We start from the raw sequence: 20364 nt of genomic DNA on the forward strand, positions 1-20364 counted from the left end.
CCGTTGGAGCACCATACGGTGACGGTTGACCGTTGCGGTCACGACCCGACGTCCAGTTTCCCTCGCGAAACCTGCTTTCGCCGACCGGTCGCGCTCACGCGGAGCGGCCGTGCCGCCCGCATGTGCCGTCGATGGTCCTGACGATGACGGCGTGAGCAGGACAGTCCCAGGGATCGGTGGCGCGAGGAGGCAGAGGCGATGGAACGAGACGACGCGTGGCACCTGACGGGCGATCTGATGGTCGAGCACGGCAAGGGCGATCCGTTCGCCGCCGCCATCCGGGCCACCCGCATGCCCATGATCGTCACGGACCCGCGCCGCGACGACAATCCGATCGTCTTCGTCAACGATGCCTTCCTGCGCCTCACCGGCTACGAGCGCGGCGAGATCATGGGGCGCAACTGCCGCTTCCTGCAGGGCCCCGACACCGACCCGAACGCGATCCAGCAGCTCCGCGAGGCCGTGGGTGCCCGGCGCGACATTTCCGTCGACATCCTGAACTATCGCAAGGACGGCACCTCGTTCTGGAACGCCCTCTACATGAGTCCGGTCATCACCAAGGGTGGTGACCTGCACTACTTCTTCGCCTCGCAGCTCGACGTCACCGACCGGGTCGACGCGCAGATGCGGACGCAGAACGAGAAGGAGCACTTCGAGCGCGAGGTCGCCAAGCGGACGCGCGAGCTGTCGGACGCCCTGGCGGCCAAGACCATGCTCGTGCACGAGGTCGACCACCGGGTGAAGAACAATCTCCAGATGGTGGCCTCGCTCCTCACGATGCAGACCCGGAGCATCTCGGACCCCACGGCGCGCGAGGCGATGAAGTCGATGCTGACCCGGGTCGAGGCCCTGGGAACGGTGCACAAGCGCCTCTACCAGTCCCATGACGTCGAACGCTTCGACGTGGCCGAGTTCGCCCGCGAGCTCGCCACGGACCTCGTGCGCGGCTCCGGCCGATCCGAGATCAGCCTGCACCTTGACCTGGAGCCCGTGGAGGTCCCGGTGGAGAAGGCACCGCCCGTGGCGCTGATGATGAACGAGCTCATCACCAACGCGCTGAAGCACGCCTTCCCCAGCAACCGGCCGGGACGCCTCTCGATCCGGGTCCAGCCCGATGGACGCTACTTCGGCATCCGGATCATCGACGACGGCATCGGCATGCCCCAGGAGGTCGTCGGCACGCGCTCCTTCGGCAAGCGCCTGATCGAGAGCTTGGCGCGCCAGCTGAATGCCAGTATCGCCTGGCAACCGGGCGATCCCGGAACGTCGATCGACATTCGCCTCCCGCGCGAATCCCCGGGCGCCAAGGACAGCACGTGAGCGAACCCCTCCGGGTACTGATCGCGGAAGACGAGGCGCTCATTCTGATGCAGCTGGAATTCCTCGTGGAGGATGCCGGCCACGTCGTCCTCGGCAGCGCGGCGACCGCCGCGGAGGCGATCGGGATCGCCCGCGAGGTGCGGCCGGATCTCGTTTTCGTCGACCTCCAGCTGCGCGGCGGCTCGTCCGGCATCGACATCGTCCGGGCGTTGCGGGACGATGCCGCCATGATCCTGGTCTTCGTCACCGCCAATGCCCAGCACCTGCCCGAGGGATTCGAAGGGGCTGCCGGCGTGATCGCCAAGCCCTTCACTGAGGCGGTTATCTTCGACACCCTGGCGTATTTCAGCGAGTGCGTGCACGCGCCGCCGCCGCGCTCCCCCCTGCCCCTCGGCCTACGCCTCGCGCCCGCCTATCGCGACGCCCTCGGCGTCTAGGCCGGCTCAGCGGTAGCCGGCCGCCTGCAGCTCGAACAGCTCGGCGTAGCGGCCACCCAGCGCCTGCAGCTCCGCATGACTGCCCGATTCGATGACCCGACCACCGGCAAGGACCAGGATGCGGTCCGCCATGCGCACCGTGGAGAAGCGGTGCGAGATCAGCACCGCCGTGCGCCCGTGGCTCAATTCGCGGAAGCGCTGGAAGACCTCGAACTCGGCCCGGGCATCGAGGGCGGCGGTGGGCTCGTCGAGGATCAGGATCTCGGCTTCGCGCATGTAGGCGCGGGCGATGGCGATCTTCTGCCACTCGCCCCCCGACAGGTCGACGCCCTCGGCGAAGCGCTTGCCCAGCGGCTGGTCGTACTGGAGGGGCAGCCGGCCGATGACGCCGTCGGCGAGGCTGCGCCCGGCCGCACGGGCGATCCGGTCGGGGTCGTCGCGCGCCTCGATGCGGCCCACGGCCACGTTCTCGCGGGCGGTGAAGCTGAAGCGCACGAAATCCTGGAAGATCACGCCGATGCGGCCGCGCAGGTCCTCGAGGTCGTAGGCGGAGAGGGGCCGACCGTCGAGGAGCACGCGGCCCTCCGTCGGGTCGTAGAGCCGGGTGAGCAGCTTGACGATGGTGGTCTTACCGGCGCCGTTCTCCCCCACCAGGGCCAGCACCTCTCCGGCCGCGAGGTGGAAGCTGAGGTCGCGCACCGCCCAGGTGTCGGTGCCGGGATAGCGGAATCCCACCGCCTCGAAGACGATTCCGCTCCGGATCGGACGCGGCAGGGGCGCCGGGTTCGCGGGTGAGCGGATCGCCGGCACCACGGCGAAGAACGAGAACAGATCGTCGAGATACTGTGCCTGGGCGGCGATCTGTGAGAAGCCGAGGAGCAGCCCCTCGATCAGGCCGCGCAGGCGCTGGAAGGAGCCCGCCAGGAAGGCGAGGTCGCCGATGGAGAACTGGCCCGCGGCGGTGCGCCAGACGATGGTGGCGTAGGCGAGATAGTAGGCCAGCGTGCCTAGGGCCGCGAAGGCCCCGCCCCAGCCGGCGCGGCGCAGCGCCAGGGCTCGGTTGTCGGCCACGAGCTTGGACGCCAGCCCCCGGTAGCGCTCGGCGATGTAGCCGTTCAGCCCGAACAGCTTGACCTCTTTGGCGGATTCCACGCTCGCCCCGAGGAAGCGCAGGTAGTCGATCTCGCGCCGCTCGGGCGTCCGGGTCCAGGCCAGCCGATAGCCCTCGCGGTTGAAGTAGGTCTCGTTGAGGAAGGCCGGCACCAGGGCGACCACGAGCAGCAGGATCAGCCCGGGCGCGAAGGCCACGAGGCCCAGCGCGAAGGCCGCGAGGGTGATGAGATCCTGCCCTTGACCGAAGAGCTGGAACAGGAGGTTCGAGCGGCCGGTGACCTGACGGCGGGCCCGCTCGAGGCGGTCCTGCTCCGCGCTGTCCTCGAACTGCTCGAGGTCGAGCTCGGCGGCGTGCCGCATCAGCTTCAGGGTGGCGGACGTGCCGTAGAGGTCGGCCACGAGGCCGTCGACCAGGGTGCTGGCCCGCCCGAGGAGGTCGGCGAGGATGGCGAGGCCGAACTCCGCCGCAACCAGCACGGCGAGGTGCCGCAGGGCGGGATCGGACAGCCAGGCCTCGGGCCCGAGGCCGCCCGGATGCGGCCGGCCATGCTCGGCCACGATCGCGTCGAGGATGAGCTTGGCGAGGTAGAGCATCGCCACGGGCAGGCTCGCCCGCGCCAGACGCAGGCCGAGGCTTACCACGAGCAGGCGGGGGCTCGCGGCATAGACGAGGCGCGCCAGGGCCGGGAGGTGGCGCAGGGCGCCGAGGCGCGCGGAGAGGACGGTCAGAGGGGAGAGACGGTCGGGCATCGGCCGGGACCATGACCGGGAGCGGCACCTCCGTCGATGCCGCAGACGCCGCACCCAGTCGCGCAGATGTCAGCGCGGGACCGACCAACGTCTTCAAGCTCTTGAGGACAGGCGATTCGCCGGCGAGACTTCACTTTATCGCCTATGTTAGGCGTTCATCCTCTTCTCAGGCGCGAGGCCGCCCTCACAATGCTCAGCGGTTCAGCGGTCCTGCGGGTCGGCATTCTCATCGTGGTGGCAGCCGTCCTGGCCGGGATCATCCAAATGCTGCGTCCGCAGGACAGCGGAACGCCGGAGACGCCCATCACCCGGACGGCCCCGGAGACCGGGGCCGCCGGAACCCAGGCGGCGGTGCCGCCGGCCGCGACGCGGCCCGTCTCCCCGGTGGCGCCGGCGCCCCTGCCGCAGGCCGTGCCCGCCCCGGCGCCACAAGCCGCCGTGCCGCCGACGCCCGCGCCCGCACCGAATGCGCCCCTGCCGGTGCCCGCGCCGACGGCGCCGTCGCCCCATTCGCCAGCGCCGAGCGACCCGGCGCCGGCCCTCCCGGACCTCGGGACCGCCTCCCGCCCGACGCCCCCGTCGGCCGGCGAGGAGGCCATCGACACCGCCGCCGAGACGGCCGGGCCGAGGGGCGTCGCGATCGTCGACCTCAACACCGGAACCGTCGCCGAGCTGAACGGCCTCCGGGGCGGCGGCATGATCGGGCGCGCCATCGTGCAGAAGCGGCCCTACGCCTCCGTCGGCGAGCTCCTGTCGAAGCGCGTCCTCAGCCGGGCGGTCTATGAGCGGATCAAGGATCAGGTCACGGTGCGCTGAGCCCCGTTTCGGGTAGCGCGCCACGCGCCGTCTGCCTAAGATACCCCTCCGGCACGCCGGAAAATCGCTTCGATCACCAGGGACGAGCCATGTTTGCGCAAGCCGGGGGCGTTACCTTTCGCGAGGATCTCGGCGTCGAGGAGACCACCGAGACCGACAACATCGTCCGGTGGGACGGCGAGAAGCTCTACGTGGAGCACGACATCTATCACAACGGCCAGCTGGTCCACCGCAAGTACCGCAAGAACGTCAGCGAGGCGGTGGCCCGGGCGCTGCAGACGCTGATCAACCGCGCGCAGCAATAGGCGGCCGGATCCCTGCGCGGGCGCCTCCGGCGCCGGCGCGCTACTTTCCGATCCAGTCGTGCCCCGCCACCACGGCCTCCACGGTGCGGGTCCAGGTGCCGGGCTGGTCCGTGGACCCGGTTCCGAGCGCGCACTGCACCATGACGCTGTCGCTCCAACGCCCGTACTTGTAGCCCACCGCCGGCAAGAGCCCGACGCGGACGAAGCCGCAGGCTTCGTGGAGGCGCAGGGACGCCTCGTTCTGGGCGTCGATGTAACCGATCATCTGCCGGTAGCCGCCCGCCGCGCAGGCCTCGATCAGCGCCGGCAGCAGGCGCCGGCCGATCCCCGCGTTCAGGTGCGCGTGGTGGACGTAGATCGAGTGCTTGAGGGTGTAGCGATAGGCGGGACGCTTGCGGAACGGCACCGCGTAGGCGTAGCCCGCCACGATCCCGTCGCGGTCGGCCACGAGGTGCGGCAGGCGCTTCTTGCGCATGGCCTTCCGACGCTTCTTCAGGTCGTCGGGATGGAGCGGGTCCTCCTCGAAATCCCCGACATCGCCGACGCCGCGCCGGATGTGGTGGGCGTAGATGTCCACCATGTCCGGCACGTCGGCATCCGACGAGGGCCGGATGACGAGGTCGGGATCGCTCTCGGCCACGCCCGCCATCAGCGCCCCTCGCGCATGACGCGGGGCTCTCGCATGACATACGTGTGGAACCGGATCGTGCCGTCCGGATCGACGTCGCGGAACACGCCCTGGATCTCGGCCTCGAAGCCCGGGAACAGGTTCGCGGAGCGCTCGAACATCTTGAAATAGTCCAGCATGGGTTTGGCCCGCTCGTCCAATCGCTCGCCCGGCAGCACCGTGCCGATGCCCGGCGGGTAGACCAGAAGCAAGGTCGTCGCCACGCGGCCCTCGGCTTCGGCGATCGGCACGTAATCGACGTTGTTGCGGGTGAGCTGCTGGACCGCCTCCTTCGGCGTCATCACCATCTCGGGCAGGTGCCCCGGCTCGAACTGCTTGCGCTGGAGCGTGCTGGTGCCGTGCTCGCGATGGAAGGCGTGGAAGTCGGCGCACAGGTCGCGCAGGCGCACGCCCTTGTAGCGGTTGGGCCGGCGCCGGACGAATTCGGGCATCGCCTCCTCCAACGGCACGTTGTCGTCGTGCAGGCGCTTGAAGGCGACCAGCCCCGAGATCAGCGTGCCGGCCTTCGAGGATTCGACGCCCGGCGTCAGCAGGAAGAGCAGCGAGTTGAGGTCGTTCTTCTCCGGCACGATGCGGTTTTCCCGCAGGTACTGCGCCACGATCGGCGCCGGCACCCCGTGCGCGGCATATTCCCCGGTGTGCCGGTTGAAACCCGGGGTCAGCACGGTGAGCTTGTTGGGGTCGGTCATGGCGTAGTCGGGCGCCACGTGGGTGAAGCCGTGCCAGTCGGCGCCGGGTGTCAGTTCCCAGTACTTCACGTTGCCGGCGAGTTCGTCCGTCGACAGGCTTTCCCACGGCACCTTGCCGTCCGGTCCCTCGACCGCGTCCGGCACGAAGGGATCGAAGAACCAGCGCTTGAGCGGATCGCCCTCCTTCTCCTCGAACTCGCGGCGGATAGCGCGGACCTTCTTGCGCCACTCGATGCCGAGGCGGATCGTGTCGTCCCACAGGACGACGCCGGAGCGCCCCTTCATCATCTGCGCGCCGACGTCGAGGGAGGCGAACAGGGGGTAGAACGGCGAGGTCGAGGCGTGGACCAGGAAGGTCTCGTTGAAGCGCCGGTGCTCGATGCGCCGGGTCTGGCCGCGGATATGGCTGTCCTTGGTGTGGATCTGCGAGGCCTGGGAGAAGCTCGCCAATTGCTTGTGGGTCGATTGCGTGGCGATGATGCCCGGCGAGGTCTCGTCGAGGCCCTTCAAGCCCATCGCGAAGCGGCCGGCGAAGAGCGGGTGGAACTTCATGAAGCCCGCCCAGGCCTCGTCGAAGAGGATGTAGTCGCAGAGATGCCCGATCTTATCGAGGATCATCTGCGCGTTGTAGATCGTGCCGTCATAGGTGCACTGCTCGACCACCGCGACGCGGAACGGCCGCTCGCGCCGCCAGGCCTCCGTGTCGGTGATCAGCGGGTTGGTGCGGATCTTCTCGCGGATGCGCGTCTCGTCCAGGGCCTCGTGGTACATCGGGCCGATCAGGCCGTAGGCGTTGCGGTCGGTCTCCAGGAAGACCGGGATCGCACCGCCGAGGAACAGCGCGCCGTGATGCGCGGCCTTGTGGTTGTTGCGGTCGAACAGCACGAGGTCGCCCTCGGCGACCAGGGCCGAGAGCACGATCTTGTTGGAGGCCGAGGTGCCGTTCAGGACGAAGTAGGTCTTCTCCGCCCCGAAGATGACGGCCGCCTCCTTCTGCGCCTTCAGGGCCGGGCCCTCGTGGACGAGGAGATCGCCGAGATCGAGCACCGAGTTGTCGAGGTCGTCGCGGAACACCGCCTCGCCGAGATGCTCGACGAAAATCCGCCCGATCGGCGAGCGGTTGTAGAAGATGCCGCCGTTGTGGCCCGGGCAGGTCCAGAGCTGGTTGCCCTGCTCGGCGTAATCCACCAGCGCGCCGAAGAACGGCGTCTTCAGGGTCTCGGCATACTGCTTCACGCGGCTCACCAGGCCGCGGGCGATGTAGTCCGGGGTTTCTTCCGCCAGGAAGATGTAGCCGTCGATGAAGTCCAGCACCTCGACCGGGATATCCTCCAGGCGCTTGCGGCGGACCATGATGACGATGGGCATCTCCAGCCCGCGCTTGCGCATCAGGTTGATGAGGGCCGCCGCCTTGCCGTCGAGGCCACGCTTGCCCCAGTCCACCACCATGCAGCCGATGGCCGAATCGGTCTGGACCGCGATGGCCGCATCCTCGACGCGGCGGGCCCGCACCACCTCGAAGCCGAGCTTCTCCACGGAGCCGATGATCTGCTGGACGCGCACGCCCTCGAGATCGTCCGGGTCGAAGTTCGGCGCACACATCAGGACGGTGAAGCGGCGAAAGAAGTCCATGCGGAAAAGGCTCCCAGGGGCGTTTGGCGCACCGTTCGCGACGGGACGTGACGCTTCGATGACGATCTTGCGGCAGTCGCGGTGTTTTCAGGCACGCCCCGCCGCGACAGAGAGCCGGCTTACGATCCGCCGCGCCGTTTGACGAGCCCGCGCGGGCGGATCACGCCGTGGATCGCCGGCGCCGCGAGGCCGCAGATCGCGAGGGCGCGGAGCGAGCCGTTCTCGATTTCGCCGATGAACAGCCCCTCGATGGTCGGGCCGAATACGCCGGTGACCCGGGTCGGCGGCGAGACCGGCGCGGTGCGGATCGACAGGGTGACGAGCGGGCGCTTGGTCTCGGCGGCGTTTCACCCGGCGATCTCGTCCCGCGGCAGGCGCGAGCGCCCGGAGAGGACCGGCCGGGCGCGGCGGAGCGAGTCGAGGCGCAGGAAGACCGTACTCAGGCCCGCGAGTTGGCAGTGCTGGCGCACGGATCGCCGGCGGATCGGGGCTGGGGATCGTCGGCGTGGTCCTCGTCGAGTTTCCGGCTCTCAATGGCGTCGAGCGCGTCCGGGAACCGCCGCGCGGAGGCGTCGAGGGAGACGGCGAGGTTCGCAACGAACGTCTCCAGGAGCCCCGCCGGATCGGATCCGCGCCCCCGGCCAATACCGCGTCGCGGGTGGCTTCCGCCGCGGTCGTGGCGTGGCGCCGCCCGCTCAAAAGGAGATGTGGGCGAGCACGCAGAGCGGCCGCCCAGCCGGCTCGTCTTCGATCCAGCCGCCGCATTCGCGCTCTCGGTCGGCGATCACGAGATCGGGATGCAAGACAGAGGAAGCACAGAGGAAGCCGTCTGCGACGGACTCCGGCAGGCGGCGATCAGCATCCAGCAGCCGTCCGTGCCCCTCGGCGTCGACCATGAGCGCGAAGAGCAGGCACGGCGGAGCGGTGGCGTCGGTGGAGAGGCAGTGCATGCGGGCAGCCCTGTTGCCGGCAAATCGCCGAACGTCGCGAGGGCGAATCGCAAGCCTGGGCGACACCGTCATGCCAAGGTGTTCTTCGCTGTTCTGGACGAATCGCGGGGAGCCGGTGGTCAACTAAAGCGAGCAGCGTTCGCGAAGGATCGGCCTATGCCCCAGGATGCGGATACCGTCCATCGAATTTCAATCATCACTAGGAGGAGTGAAGCCAATCATTCTTTACCACCTTCCCCGAATACATGCGCTAGCAGATTTAAGCAGAAGATACGCAATGAATGTTATGAACGGGATCGTGACGATGTAGAACCGGTCGACGTAGATGGAGATCGGAGCAGCGCACCCCTTCGTTGGAACGACCTTGAGCGATCGACCCTCTTTGAGTTGGAGATAGTGACTCTCTGAACCTAACCTAGTATAGACGTTGCAGAGCACTCTTTCTGGGGAATTCGGCTTGTCGAAGATGAGCAGGCCAAAAACACTTCCCTTTCGAATTTCTGATTTGACGATCTGCGCATCTATTTTCGGGTTATTTCGGATAATATATTCCGTACGCAGACCATTAACGACGCCAACGACTAAAAATCCCATTCGAAAAACGCCAATTAGGACAGCGAAAGCGAGACAGACACGCTGTAATGCTGTGAGTTGTTTTGCTCTATCCATCTAAGATTTGGCTCTATCGGCGCGGCAGCTTTAGTGTGGGCGAAAAATATGATCCGGCTGCCGATATGACCTGACGGCTCAAAGTACCATGCCAATATTCAGGCTGAGGCGTTATGGATACGCATTGGGGGTAAAAACTCCACTGCCGAGACGAGGGCCAGAGCCGAGGACGATCCTCAGCGGGCTTTAGCAATCAGCCGAACCGGACCCCGAGGCTTTTTCCGTAGTCAGGATCGGGACACATCCCACGTCCCTTCATGCAGACACGTGAGAAAGTCATCAACACGCGACGCCCGGTGGATGGCCACTTGTTCGCCCGCGACAAACGCCCCGGCATCGGGCTTGCTCCGCGCAAGGCAGAACAGCAGGGCGGCATGGTCGAGAAGCTTTTTCACGCGGGCGCGAGCCTCGCCCTGCTGCTGGCGGTCGCGGTTCTGTTCTCCACCCACCGGCGGGCGATCTCGCCCCGGGTGGTGCTCTCGGCCCTGGCGCTGCAGGTGGCGCTGGGGGCCCTGGTGCTGTTCGTCCCGGCGGGCCGCACCGGCCTCGCCGCGGCGGCGTCCTTCGTCCAGACCGTGCTGAACTACGGCGACCGGGGCACCGCGTTCCTGTTCGGCGGCCTCGTCGAGCCGCGGATGGTCGAATTGTTCGGCGGCAGCGGCTTCATCCTGGCCCTGCGCATCCTGCCGCAGATCCTCTACGTCTCGGCGCTGATCGCGGTGCTCTACCATTTCGGGGTGATGCAGGCGGCCGCGCGCGGCATCGGCGCCGTGCTGCGGCGGCTGATCGGCACCTCGCCGATCGAGACCTTCTCGGCGGTGATCACCATCGCCATCGGCCAGAGCGAGATCGCCGTCGCCCTGCGGCCATTCCTGCTGGCGCTGACCTCGGCCGAACTGTTCGCCGTGATGTCGAGCGGGGCCGCCTCCACGGCGGGCACGATTCTGGCCGGCTACGCGGCTTTGGGCGTTCCGATGGAGTATCTGCTTGCGGCGAGCGTCATGGCGGTGCCGGGCGGCCTGCTCTACGCCAAGATCCTGATGCCGACGACGGAGCCCACGCGGGTGACGACCACACGGGTGACATTCGGCGAGGCGCGGGCTGTCAACGTGATCGAGGCCGCGGCCGACGGCACCCAGAAGGGGCTGGCCGTGGCGGTCTCGGTGGGGGCGATGCTGATCGCCTTCACGGGGCTGATCGCCCTGCTGAACGGGTTCATGGGCTGGGCCGGTGGCCTCGCGGGCTATCCCGCCCTGAGCCTGGAGGGCCTCCTCGGCGCGGTGTTCGCGCCCCTGGCCTGGCTGATGGGCGTGCCCTGGGACCAGGCCGGCCTCGTCGGCGGAGCGCTCGGTCAGAAGATCGCCTTCAACGAGTTCCTGGCCTACGCGCAGCTCTCGCCGGTCCTGAAGGCGGGCAGCCTCGATCCGCGCACGGCCGCGATCCTGTGCTTCGCGCTCTGCGGCTTCGCCAACCTGACCTCGGTGGCGATCCAGCTCGCGAGCCTCGCCAGCCTCGCGCCCGAGCGCAGGGCGGAGATCGCCCGCTTCGGCCTGCGCGCGATCCTGGCCGGCACCCTGTCCAACCTGACGAGCGCGACGCTCGCCGGGTTGTTCATCGGGGCCTGACGGCTGTGCCGGCCGGGATGCTTGCGCGGAGGGTCATGCGGCGGCGAGTTTCGCCGCCTTGACCTTCGCGGGGCCGGCCTTGGCGACGGCCGTGAGCGGCAGCTCGATATCGATGTCGAGGGTCGACATGTCCTGGCCGCGGTCGAGGCGGATCTGGACCTTGTCGCTGTTGACCTCGACGTGCTTGGCGATGACCGCGAGGATCTCCTCGCGCAGCACCATCACGAGATCGGAGCCGCCGACCCCCGCCCGTTCATGGGCGAGGATGAGTTGCAGGCGGTCGCGGGCGACCGGCGCCGAACCGCGCCGGTTGAACATGTTGAGGAGGCTCATGCTGCCCTCCGGGTGAAGAGTTTGTCGAGGAAGGACTTCTTGTCGGTGGGGACCGACATCGGGACCGCATCGCCGTTGAGGCGGCGCACGGCGTCGGTGTAGGCGCGGGCCGGGGCGCAGAGCGGGTTGTTCAGGGTCACCGGGCAACCGACGTTGGAGGCGCGCAGGACTTCCATGCTCTCCGGAATGATGGCGAGCAGCGGGATCGAGAGGATCTCGAGCACGTCCTCGATCTTGAGCATGTCGCCGCGATCGGCCCGGGCAGGGTCGTAGCGGGTGAGGATCAGGTGCTTCTCCATGGTCTCGCCGCGCTCGGCCTTGAGGGTCTTGGAGTCGAGCAGGCCGATGATCCGGTCGGAGTCGCGCACCGAGGAGACCTCGGGGTTGGTGACCACCACCGCCACATCCGCATGGCGCATGGCCAGCGTGGCGCCGCGCTCGATGCCGGCCGGGGAGTCGCAGATCACCCAGTCGAACTTCTCGCGCAGCTCGTCCATGACGCGGGCGACGCCCTCGTCGGTGAGCGCATCCTTGTCGCGGGTCTGCGAGGCGGGCAGCAGGTGGAGCTTGTCCAGGCGCTTGTCGCGGATGAGGGCCTGGTTGAGCTTGGCGTCGCCGTTGACCACGTTGATGAGGTCGTAGACGACGCGCCGCTCGGCGCCCATCACGAGGTCGAGGTTGCGCAGGCCGACATCGAAGTCGACCACCGCCACGCTCTTGCCGGCCTGCGCGAGCGCCGCGCCGAGGGCCGCCGTCGTCGTCGTCTTGCCGACGCCGCCCTTGCCTGATGTCACGACCAGAATTTTGGCCATATGAGCTGTCTCCTCAATCCAAGGATGCGAATTTGATGGCGCCGCCATCGAGCCAGATTTGCACGGCCTTGCCGCGCAAGTGGTTGCCCATCTCCTCGGCCGTACGGACGAGGCGGTCGATGCCGAGAAGCTCGGGCTCGAACTTGCGGCAGCAGATGCGGGCGCGGGGGTTGCGGGCGGCGCCGGCGATGGCCCGGCCGCGCAGCGCGCCGTAGACGTGGATGGAGCCGCCGGCGAGGATCTCCGCGCCGGAGGAGACCGACCCCATGACGGTGACGTCGCCGGTGGGGTGGACGATGGATTGCCCGGACCGGACCGAGCCCTCGATGGTGAGGGACGTCGTGGCCGGCTCGGGCGGTGCCGGCGGCACCGCGGGCTCCGGCTCCGGCTGGGCCGGAATCTCGATCGTGTTCGAGGGCCGTCCCTGGACGAGGAGCGGCGGGCGCCCCGGTCCGAGGAGAGACACGTCCGTACCCTCGATGCCGAGGATGCGGATCTGCCGGCTGCCGAGTTCGGCGAGCAGGCTGTCGAGGTCCGGCGCGGCGGGCGCCAGCGCCGCCACGTCGAGGATCAGGGCGCGCCCGTCGAACAGGGTCGGCGAGCGCTGGAGCGCCTCGTCCAGATCGGCGAGCCAATCGGGAAGCGGTGTCTCCGGGGCCAGCACCAAGGACTTGAAGGCGCGGCCACGAAGCTGAACGGGTCTGCGGGGAGGGCTTGTGTCAGTCACGGGCTCTCGCGATTCCTTACCAGACCATTGATGCCCGGTATGGTTACCGCTTCGTTAACAACCCGTGTTCAAAGGATTAAAGGCGCGCATTTTCCTCTGATCCGATGATCCAGGGATGGGGCACGCGAACAAGCATCGGCCCCGGACGGCGCGCGCGACGGCCTGGGGCCTGTCGCACGCCCCCTCCGGGGCCGGGTCCGGGTGTAAGGGTCGTAGCCCGAGCGACGCCCGCCGTCACCGCGTGGTGGGCAGCAGCCAGTTCGGCAGCCACATGGCGATGCCGGGGACGAGGCAGAGGATCAGGATCGCCACCGCCATCAGGATGACGAAAGGCAGCGTGCCCCAGATGATGTCCTTCAGCGGGATGTCGGGGGCGATGTTCTTGATGACGAAGATGTTCAGGCCCACGGGCGGGTGGATCAAGCCCATCTCCATGGTGATGGTCATCACGACGCCGAACCAGACGAGGTCGAACCCGGCCGCCTTCAGGGGCGGCAGGATGATCGGCGCCGTCATCAGGATGATCGAGACCGGGGGCAGGAAGAAGCCGAGCAGGATCACGAGGCCGAGGATCGTCACCAGCAGCACCCAGGGGGAGAGCTGCATCGCCACGATCGCGGCCGCCGCCGACTGCGAGATGTGCAGGTAGCTCATCACGTAGGCGTACAGGAGCGACATGCCGATGATCAGCATCAGCATGGTCGATTCCCGCAGGGTCGCGGTGAGGATCGGGCTGACGTCGCGCGGGCGCCAGACGCCATAGATGACGGCGATCAGGCCCAGCGCCAGGAGGCCGCCGAGGCCCGCCGTCTCGGACGGGGTGGCGTAGCCGCCGTAGAGCGCCACCATCACGCCCGTGAGCAGGATCACGAAGGGCAGCACCCGCGGCAGCGTCGAGAAGCGCTGACGCATGCTGTAGGTGTCCTCCGCGAGGATCGCCGAAGCGGTGCCGTTCCGTTCGTAGGCGACCTTCGCGGCGGCGTATTCCGCGCGGAACCGGTAGACCGACCAGGCCGCGAACAGGCCGACCAGGAGCAGGCCCGGTCCGATGCCGGCGAGGAACAGGCGTCCCAGCGACTGCTCGGCCGCCACCGCGTAGAGGATCATGGTGATCGAGGGCGGCAGCAGGATGCCGAGGGTACCGCCCGCCGCGATGATGCCGGCGGCGAAGCCCGGCGAGTAGCCGCGCTTGCGCATCTCCGGGATGCCGGCCGAGCCGATGGCCGAGCAGGTGGCCGGGCTCGACCCCGCCATGGCGGCGAAGAGCGCACAGGCGAACACGTTGGCGATGCCGAGGCCGCCGGGGATGCGGTGCATCCAGGCGTGCATGGCCGAATAGAGGTCCTGGCCGGCCTTGGACCGCCCGATCGCCGCGCCCTTCAGAATGAAGAGCGGGATCGACAGCAGGGTGATCGAGGCCATCTCCTCGTAAACGTTCTGCGCCACCGTATCGAGGGAGGCGCCCGGCATGAAGACATACATGAAGGCCAGGGCGACGAAGCCCAGGGCGAAGGCGATGGGGATGCCGGCGAGCATCGCGCTCAGGGTGGCCCCCGCATAGAGGAAGCCGATGGCCGCGACGCTCATGGATGCCTCCCGGTGACCTTCGTGTCCGGCACGGTGTTGGCGAGGGGATCGCCGAGGGGCCGCGTGCCCGTCGGTGTGGCGCCGGACTGCCCCGCTGCATCGCGGTTGAGATCGGCCCCGAGGCCGATCTTGGGGTTCGCCCAGCCTGCCTTCTCGGCGCCGTAGAGGATCTCCTCAACGATCTGCAGGGCGAATTGGAGGCCCAGCAGGGTCATGCCGATCGCCATCAGGATGTAGGGGATCCAGAGCGGCGGCCCCCAGCTCGACTGCGACACCTGCCCGTCGACCCAGGCCTCATGAAGCAGGGTCCAGCTTTTCCAGGCGAAGAACGTCACGAAGACGAAGCTGATCACGTCCGCCACCAGGAGGCGGGCGCGGTTGACCCGCGGCGAGAGCAGGCCGGTCAGCGCCTCGATGGCCACGTGGCCGCGCTTGGCCTGCACGGCGGCGGCCGAGAAGAAGGTGGCGCCAACGATGAGGAACACCGCCATCTCGTCCTGCCAGTCGGTGGGCTCATGCAGGACGTAGCGGATGACGACGCTGTAGCTGAGGACCAGGCAGGCGCAGACGAGCGCGATGCCGCCCAGCAGCATGATGACGTGATTGACGCCCTTCAGGGCCCGGTCGATGGTGCCGAGGAGCCCCGGAACCCGGGGCTCTGCCGTCGTGTGCGTCGCGGCGGCGGCCGAGGCCGCGTCGAAGGCGTGGCTCACGACACCTGCTCCGCCAGCTTGAGGAGCTCGGCGCAGCCGGCCGACTTACCGGCGAAGTCCTTCCAGGCGGTATCCCGGGCGATGTCACGCCACTGGCCCAGGGTCTTCTCGTCGAGGTTCTGGACCTTCGCGCCGGCCTTGGCGAAGATCTCCTCGACCTTGGTGTCGTCCGCCTTGGCCCCGGCCTGCCCGAACGGCTCGAGCTCGGCGCCGATGGTCATGATCAGGTCCTGCTGGTCCTTGGGCAGGCGCTCGAAGGCGAGCTTCGACATCATCAGCGGCTCCAGCATGAACCAGTAGGAGCGCTCGCGGCCCGAGGTCAGGGCCTTGCCCAACTCTTCCAGGCGGAACGAGATCAGGCTGGTGGACGAGGTGATGACCGCGTCGCAGGCGCCCGTCTGCATGGCGGCGTAGGACTCGCTCGAAGGAATGGAGAGCGTGGCGGCGCCGGCCTGCTTCATCATCAGGTCCATCTCGCGCGACCCGCCCCGGACCTTGAGGCCCTTGGCGTCGGCCGGCGCGTAGAGGGGACGCTCCCGGCTGGCGACGCCGCCCGCCTGCCAGACCCAGGAAACGAGGATAATGCCCTTCGCGTCGAGGATCTCGGTGAGCTTGCGGCCCACCGGCGCCTTCTTCCAGGCGATGGCCTGCTCGTAGGAGCTCACCAGCGCCGGCATCAGCCCGATGTTCAGCTCCGGCACCTCGCCGCCCGCGTAGGGCGAGGGGTAGAGCGAGAGGTCGAGGGCGCCCTTCCGCATGGCCGCGAACTGGGCGTTCGTCTTCATCAGCGACGAACCCGGATAGACCTGCACCTCGAGGGCGCCCTTCGAACGCTCGGCCAGGGCCATCGCGAACTTGCGGCACATGCGATCGCGGAAGTCGCCCTCGTCGATGGTGCCGCCGGGGAACTGGTGGGAGAGCTTCAGGGTGGTGGCAGCCTGGGCCCGCGAGCCCAGGGACAGGATGGCTGGGGCGGCGAGGCCGCCGGCAACGAGGGCACGGCGTGTCAGCATCATGGCGTGTCTCTCCCTAGGCCGGACCCCGGCCGCTCGTTTTTGCAGCGCAGCATTTATACTGCACCGCGTGTTCGTTATACATGAAACGACGCCTTGTATATTTTGTCAACGCGATTGAATAATGGTGGACGCCTGATTTTTACGAGTCGGCGGGATTAGGACGGGCCGGGATCTCAGCGCATGAACCAATCGCGCCGCCTCAGGCAGACCATCGAGACCGAGATCGTGGACGGTCGCCTCGCCATCGGCGCGCGCCTGGACGAGACGGAACTCGCGGAGCGATTCGGGGTCTCGCGCACGCCGATCCGCGAGGCGCTGCTGCAACTGGCGATGACGGGCCTCGTGGAGATCAAGCCCCGGCGCGGGGCCATCGTCAGCGCCCCCGACCCGCAGCTCCTGATCGCGATGTTCGAGACCATGGCGGAGATCGAGGCCTCCTGCGGGCGGCTGGCGGCGCGCCGGCTCATCCCCGACGACGAGGCCGCCCTCAAGGCGGCCCTGACGGCCTGCGCCGCCTCGGCCGCGGCCGGCGACCCCGAGACCTATTACGCGGAGAACTACATCTTCCACACGGTGGTGTACCGGGCCTGCCGGAACGGGTTCCTGGAGGAGCAGGCGCGCCAGCTGCACCGGCGGCTGGCGCCCTTCCGCCGACTCCAGCTTCGCGCCCGCAACCGCCTCGGCCAGTCCCTGGCCGAGCACGACGCCATCGTGGCCGCCATCGTGTCGGGCGACGAGACCGCGGCTTCCGACCGGCTGCGGGCGCACGTCATCGTCCAGGGCGACCGCTTCTCGGATCTCGTGGCGGGTCTGCGCTCGATCAACGCCGCGGCCTGACCCTTCGCGGAGGGCCTCGCGCGGATCGCCGCCCGGGGCGACGACACAACCGATGGATGTCGTGGGGCGAAGGGCAAGTCAATCTTAAGGGAGGCCCGCTAATCGAGGAACGCTCTTTCTCGCCAAGCAGCGGTCACCGGCTTTCCCCATGCGCCTCTCTCTCAAGTCGACGCTGATCGGCCTTTTCGGTCTACTGGCGCTCATCACCACCGGGCAGGGCCTCGTCTCGTTGGCGAAGATGGATGCCATCGGCGACCGCATCACGGTCCTGTCCGACAACGCCCTCCCCTCCGTCGATGCCGCCCATGCCATGAACGCCCTGGTGATGCGGATCCGGCTCTGGCAGTTCCGCTACGTCATCGCCGACACCGCCGAGGAGCGCACCAACAGCGTCGCGCAGGCCGCGACCCTGGCCACGGACCTGGAGACCCGGCGCGCGGCCTACGGGACCCTGGTGAGTTCCCGCGCCGAGGGCGCCCTCTACGACGAGGTCAGCGCCAAGCTCGCCCAGATGGGCCAGGATTGGACCCAGCTCCGGGCCATCGACCCCGCCCGGCGCGACGAGGTCCTGACCCTGTTCCGGGGGCCGATGAACGCCAACTATCTCGCCACCAGCGCCAGCATGCGCAAGCTCGTGACGCTCAACGGCGAGGCCGGCGAGGCCGCCAAGGCGGCGGCGCGGGCGGAACAGGCGAGCGCCGTGCGGACCACCCAGGTCACGCTCGGGCTCTCCGTCCTCATGGCACTGGCCGCCATGGCCCACACGATTCGCGGCATCACACGGCCGCTGGGCGCGATGACGGCGGCCATGCGGCGCGTGGCGGACGGCGAGGCCGAGACCGAGATCCCCAGCGTCGGCCGCCAGGACGAGATCGGCGCCATGGCCGACACCCTCGAGACCTTCCGGGCCAACCTCCTGCGCAGCCGCGTCCTCGAGGAGGAGACCCGCCTCGCCCGCGCCGGCGCCGAGGCGCAGCGCAAGGCCGCGATGCGCGAGATGGCCGACGGGTTCGAGGGCGCCGTCGGCGGGATCCTCGACCGGGTGACCGCGGCGGCGGGCCAGTTGCGCGGCACGGCCCAGAGCATGGCGACCACCGCCTCCGAGACCGCCCAGCAATCCGGCACGGTCGCGGCGGCGGCGGATCAGGCGGCCTCCAATGTCGGCATGGTGGCGGCCGCCGCCGAGGAACTCGGGGCCTCGGTCCAGGAAATCGGGCGCCAGGTCGACGGCTCCACGGACCTCGCCCAGCGGGCGGTGGACGAGGCCGCCCGGACCGCGTCGCAGGTCCAGGAACTCAGCGCCGCCGCCGCGCGGATCGGCGACGTCGTCGCCATGATCTCGACCATCGCGGGCCAGACCAACCTGCTGGCCCTCAACGCCACCATCGAGGCGGCGCGGGCCGGGGAGGCCGGTCGCGGCTTCGCCGTGGTGGCGGCCGAGGTGAAGGAACTCGCCAACCAGACGGCGCGGGCCACCGAGGAGATCAGCGGCCAGATCGGCCGCATCCAGGGGTCCACCGGCCAGGCCGTGACCGCGATCGAGGGCATCAGCGGGCGGATCCGCGAGATCAGCCACGTGGCGACCTCGATCGCGGCGGCGGTGGAGGAGCAGGGCGCGGCCACCCAGGAGATCGTGCGCAACGTCAGCGAGGCCGCCACCGGCACCGGCGAGGTCACGACCAACATCGCCGGGGTCGCCGGAGCGGCCGAGGCGACCGGCGCCGCCGCGTCCCAGGTCCTGGCCTCGGCCTCCGAGCTCTCGCACGAAGCGGAGCACCTCGCCCAGGAACTGGCACGCTTCCTCGGCACGGTTCGCGCGGCTTAATCAAATAGAATGTCCCCGCGGGCAATCACTCCAGATCCTCGCGCGGACTCTTTACTTTCCTCGGTTTCGATCGTCCAATAACCCTTGCGGGGCGTACGGAAACGGTCTTGCGAGGGAGGGAACGATGATGACCCGACATCTTCTCGGTGCGGCTCTGGCCGCGTGCCTCGTCCTGCCGGTGGCGGCCCGCGCCGACACCGCCGCCACGGCCGGGCGCAGCGCCGCCGAAACCTGGGACAAGACCTACAACAGCGGCGACATGGACGCCCTGGGCACGCTCTACGCCCCGGACGCGCTGGTGATCCCGAAGGGCGCGGCGATCTCGGGACCGAGCGAGATCAAGACGTTCTTCTCGGGGCTGAAGGCAAAGGGCTTCGACGATCACCGGATCACCGTCCAGTCCGCGCGGGAGACAGGCGACGTCCTGGTGCTGTCCGGGCGCTGGGAGATGAACGGCCCCGGCGAGGGCGGAGCCCGAAAGAAGTTCGAGGGCAACTGGATCAACGTGATGGAGCGCCGCCCCGACGGCTGGCGCACCGTGCTGCACACCTGGAACTAGCGCTCGGAGCGGCGCCGCCCGCGCCCCCCGGCGGATGGCCGGCCGGGACGGGCTGGCGCGAGGACGGATGGCGGCTCAGGCCGCCGACCCGGCCGCCTCGCGGCTGGCGGCGCCGAAATTCTCGGCGATCACCGGGGTCCGGGCCCGGATGTGGGCGCGCATGAGCAGGGCGAGCGCTTCGCCGTCGCGGGCGCGCAGCAGCGTGATCATCCGCTCGTGCTCGGCCACCGACTGCGCCCACTGCTCCGGCGTCTGATGCACGGCGTAGCGCGAGCGCTGGATGCGACCCGAGAGGCTGTCGTAGATGCCCCCGAGGGTGGCGTTGCGGCTGGCCCGCATGATGGCCTCGTGGATCTCCCGGTTGAGGGCGAAGTAGACCCCCTCCTCGCCGGCGCGCCAGGCGGCCACCATGGCCTCGTGGTCGCGGGAGATGCCGTCGATCTCCGCATCGGTGATGATGCGGCAGGCGAGATCGGCGGCGGTGGCCTCCAGGCCGGCAATGACCTCGATCATCTCCTCGATCTCGGACTGCGACAGGCTGGCGACGCGGGCGCCGCGATTGGGCAGCAACTCGAGAAGCCCCTCGGTGGCGAGGATCTTGATCGCCTCGCGCAGGGGCGTGCGGGAGATGCCGAAGCGTTCGGTCAATTCGCTTTCGTTGATCCGCGCCCGCGGCTCCAGCTCACCCGAGCGGATCAGGTCGCGCATTCGGTCGACGACCTCATCGTGCAGATAGCGCCGGTTGATGCCGAGGCCCGGTTCGATCTTGTTCATGGGTCCACGACGTCTGGAAGAGGAATGAAAAATACTCCCTCTGGTAATGCGTCGACTGAGACCTGTCGAGGGAGTGCGGAACTATAGCCCGGTTCCGCGCACAGGCCTCCGGCGAAAGCCAGGCGACCCCACCGGGATGACGGATCCGCGGGTCTTCGAGCCGCCTGCGGCCTCACCCGACACCACC

General features: G+C 68.6%; 20 protein-coding genes. 8 read left to right on the top strand and 12 right to left on the bottom strand.

Features of this window, described 5'->3' with window-relative positions; genetic code table 11:
• Positions 1-198 precede the first annotated feature (198 nt).
• Together ASG51_RS25390 and ASG51_RS18065 are read left to right on the top strand one after the other, a co-directional pair.
• Complete coding sequence (locus tag ASG51_RS25390; protein ID WP_056382263.1) at positions 199-1320, top strand: histidine kinase dimerization/phosphoacceptor domain -containing protein; 1122 nt, start codon at positions 199-201, stop codon at positions 1318-1320.
• Positions 1317-1757, top strand: coding sequence for a response regulator (locus ASG51_RS18065; protein WP_056212054.1), 441 nt, complete (start codon positions 1317-1319; stop codon positions 1755-1757). Before ASG51_RS25390 ends, ASG51_RS18065 begins: the two co-directional genes overlap by 4 nt.
• A 6-nt stretch (positions 1758-1763) precedes the next feature.
• Here ASG51_RS18065 and ASG51_RS18070 read toward each other — a convergent pair whose 3' ends face one another.
• Entirely contained in the window at positions 1764-3620 is a 1857-nt protein-coding gene (locus ASG51_RS18070) for an ABC transporter ATP-binding protein (RefSeq protein WP_056382265.1), read from the bottom strand.
• A gap of 189 nt (positions 3621-3809) precedes the next feature.
• Here ASG51_RS18070 and ASG51_RS18075 point away from each other — a divergent pair, with 189 nt between their 5' ends.
• Both ASG51_RS18075 and ASG51_RS18080 read left to right on the top strand, forming a co-directional pair.
• Positions 3810-4436 carry a helix-hairpin-helix domain-containing protein gene (locus ASG51_RS18075; RefSeq protein ID WP_056212050.1) on the top strand — a complete coding sequence of 209 codons (627 nt, stop codon included), beginning with the start codon at positions 3810-3812 and terminating at the stop codon, positions 4434-4436.
• Positions 4437-4525: 89 nt separating this feature from the next.
• On the top strand, positions 4526-4741 hold the full coding sequence (locus ASG51_RS18080) for a hypothetical protein (protein WP_056212048.1): 216 nt from the start codon (positions 4526-4528) through the stop codon (positions 4739-4741).
• 40 nt (positions 4742-4781) lie between these two features.
• Here the strand turns inward: ASG51_RS18080 and ASG51_RS18085 are convergent, their stop codons facing one another.
• From ASG51_RS18085 to ASG51_RS18095, 4 genes are all read right to left on the bottom strand, one after another.
• Positions 4782-5390 carry a GNAT family N-acetyltransferase gene (locus ASG51_RS18085; RefSeq protein WP_056212046.1) on the bottom strand — a complete coding sequence of 203 codons (609 nt, stop codon included), beginning with the start codon at positions 5388-5390 and terminating at the stop codon, positions 4782-4784.
• Positions 5390-7750: an Orn/Lys/Arg decarboxylase N-terminal domain-containing protein gene (locus ASG51_RS18090; RefSeq protein ID WP_056382267.1), complete on the bottom strand. Its 2361-nt coding sequence runs from the start codon at positions 7748-7750 to the stop codon at positions 5390-5392. Before ASG51_RS18090 ends, ASG51_RS18085 begins: the two co-directional genes overlap by 1 nt.
• A 347-nt stretch (positions 7751-8097) precedes the next feature.
• On the bottom strand, positions 8098-8220 hold the full coding sequence (locus tag ASG51_RS25395; protein ID WP_277996215.1) for a hypothetical protein: 123 nt from the start codon (positions 8218-8220) through the stop codon (positions 8098-8100).
• 225 nt (positions 8221-8445) lie between these two features.
• A complete protein-coding gene (locus tag ASG51_RS18095; protein ID WP_156389781.1) occupies positions 8446-8772 on the bottom strand; it encodes a hypothetical protein in 327 nt (108 codons plus the stop codon).
• Positions 8773-9743: 971 nt separating this feature from the next.
• Here ASG51_RS18095 and ASG51_RS18100 point away from each other — a divergent pair.
• Complete coding sequence (locus tag ASG51_RS18100; protein WP_056382375.1) at positions 9744-10994, top strand: nucleoside transporter C-terminal domain-containing protein; 1251 nt, start codon at positions 9744-9746, stop codon at positions 10992-10994.
• Between the two features lie 33 nt (positions 10995-11027).
• Here ASG51_RS18100 and minE read toward each other — a convergent pair whose 3' ends face one another.
• From minE to dctP, 6 genes are all read right to left on the bottom strand, one after another.
• On the bottom strand, positions 11028-11327 hold the full coding sequence (minE, locus tag ASG51_RS18105; protein ID WP_056212040.1) for a cell division topological specificity factor MinE: 300 nt from the start codon (positions 11325-11327) through the stop codon (positions 11028-11030).
• A complete protein-coding gene (minD, locus tag ASG51_RS18110; RefSeq protein ID WP_056212038.1) occupies positions 11324-12139 on the bottom strand; it encodes a septum site-determining protein MinD in 816 nt (271 codons plus the stop codon). The genes minE and minD overlap by 4 nt, the downstream gene beginning before the upstream one ends.
• Positions 12140-12152: 13 nt before the next feature.
• On the bottom strand, positions 12153-12866 hold the full coding sequence (gene minC, locus ASG51_RS18115; protein WP_056382269.1) for a septum site-determining protein MinC: 714 nt from the start codon (positions 12864-12866) through the stop codon (positions 12153-12155).
• A 234-nt stretch (positions 12867-13100) separates the two neighbouring features.
• Positions 13101-14453 carry a TRAP transporter large permease gene (locus ASG51_RS18120; RefSeq protein WP_056212034.1) on the bottom strand — a complete coding sequence of 451 codons (1353 nt, stop codon included), beginning with the start codon at positions 14451-14453 and terminating at the stop codon, positions 13101-13103.
• Positions 14450-15166 carry a TRAP transporter small permease gene (locus ASG51_RS18125; RefSeq protein WP_056382271.1) on the bottom strand — a complete coding sequence of 239 codons (717 nt, stop codon included), beginning with the start codon at positions 15164-15166 and terminating at the stop codon, positions 14450-14452. Before ASG51_RS18125 ends, ASG51_RS18120 begins: the two co-directional genes overlap by 4 nt.
• Complete coding sequence (gene dctP, locus ASG51_RS18130; protein WP_056212030.1) at positions 15163-16182, bottom strand: TRAP transporter substrate-binding protein DctP; 1020 nt, start codon at positions 16180-16182, stop codon at positions 15163-15165. Before dctP ends, ASG51_RS18125 begins: the two co-directional genes overlap by 4 nt.
• Positions 16183-16362: 180 nt before the next feature.
• Here dctP and ASG51_RS18135 point away from each other — a divergent pair, with 180 nt between their 5' ends.
• The 3 genes from ASG51_RS18135 to ASG51_RS18145 all read left to right on the top strand — a co-directional run bounded on the left by ASG51_RS18135 (position 16363) and on the right by ASG51_RS18145 (position 19403).
• Entirely contained in the window at positions 16363-17019 is a 657-nt protein-coding gene (locus tag ASG51_RS18135) for a GntR family transcriptional regulator (RefSeq protein ID WP_056382273.1), read from the top strand.
• A 148-nt stretch (positions 17020-17167) separates the two neighbouring features.
• Positions 17168-18844: a methyl-accepting chemotaxis protein gene (locus tag ASG51_RS18140; RefSeq protein ID WP_056382275.1), complete on the top strand. Its 1677-nt coding sequence runs from the start codon at positions 17168-17170 to the stop codon at positions 18842-18844.
• Positions 18845-18968: 124 nt separating this feature from the next.
• Positions 18969-19403 (top strand): nuclear transport factor 2 family protein, encoded by a 435-nt coding sequence (locus tag ASG51_RS18145; protein WP_056277485.1) that lies wholly within the window; start codon positions 18969-18971, stop codon positions 19401-19403.
• Between the two features lie 75 nt (positions 19404-19478).
• Here ASG51_RS18145 and ASG51_RS18150 read toward each other — a convergent pair whose 3' ends face one another.
• A complete protein-coding gene (locus ASG51_RS18150) occupies positions 19479-20177 on the bottom strand; it encodes a GntR family transcriptional regulator (protein ID WP_056212020.1) in 699 nt (232 codons plus the stop codon).
• Between the last annotated feature and the right edge of the window lie 187 nt (positions 20178-20364).

Origin of the sequence: Methylobacterium sp. Leaf465 (assembly GCF_001424705.1) — a bacterium.
GTDB lineage: Bacteria > Pseudomonadota > Alphaproteobacteria > Rhizobiales > Beijerinckiaceae > Methylobacterium.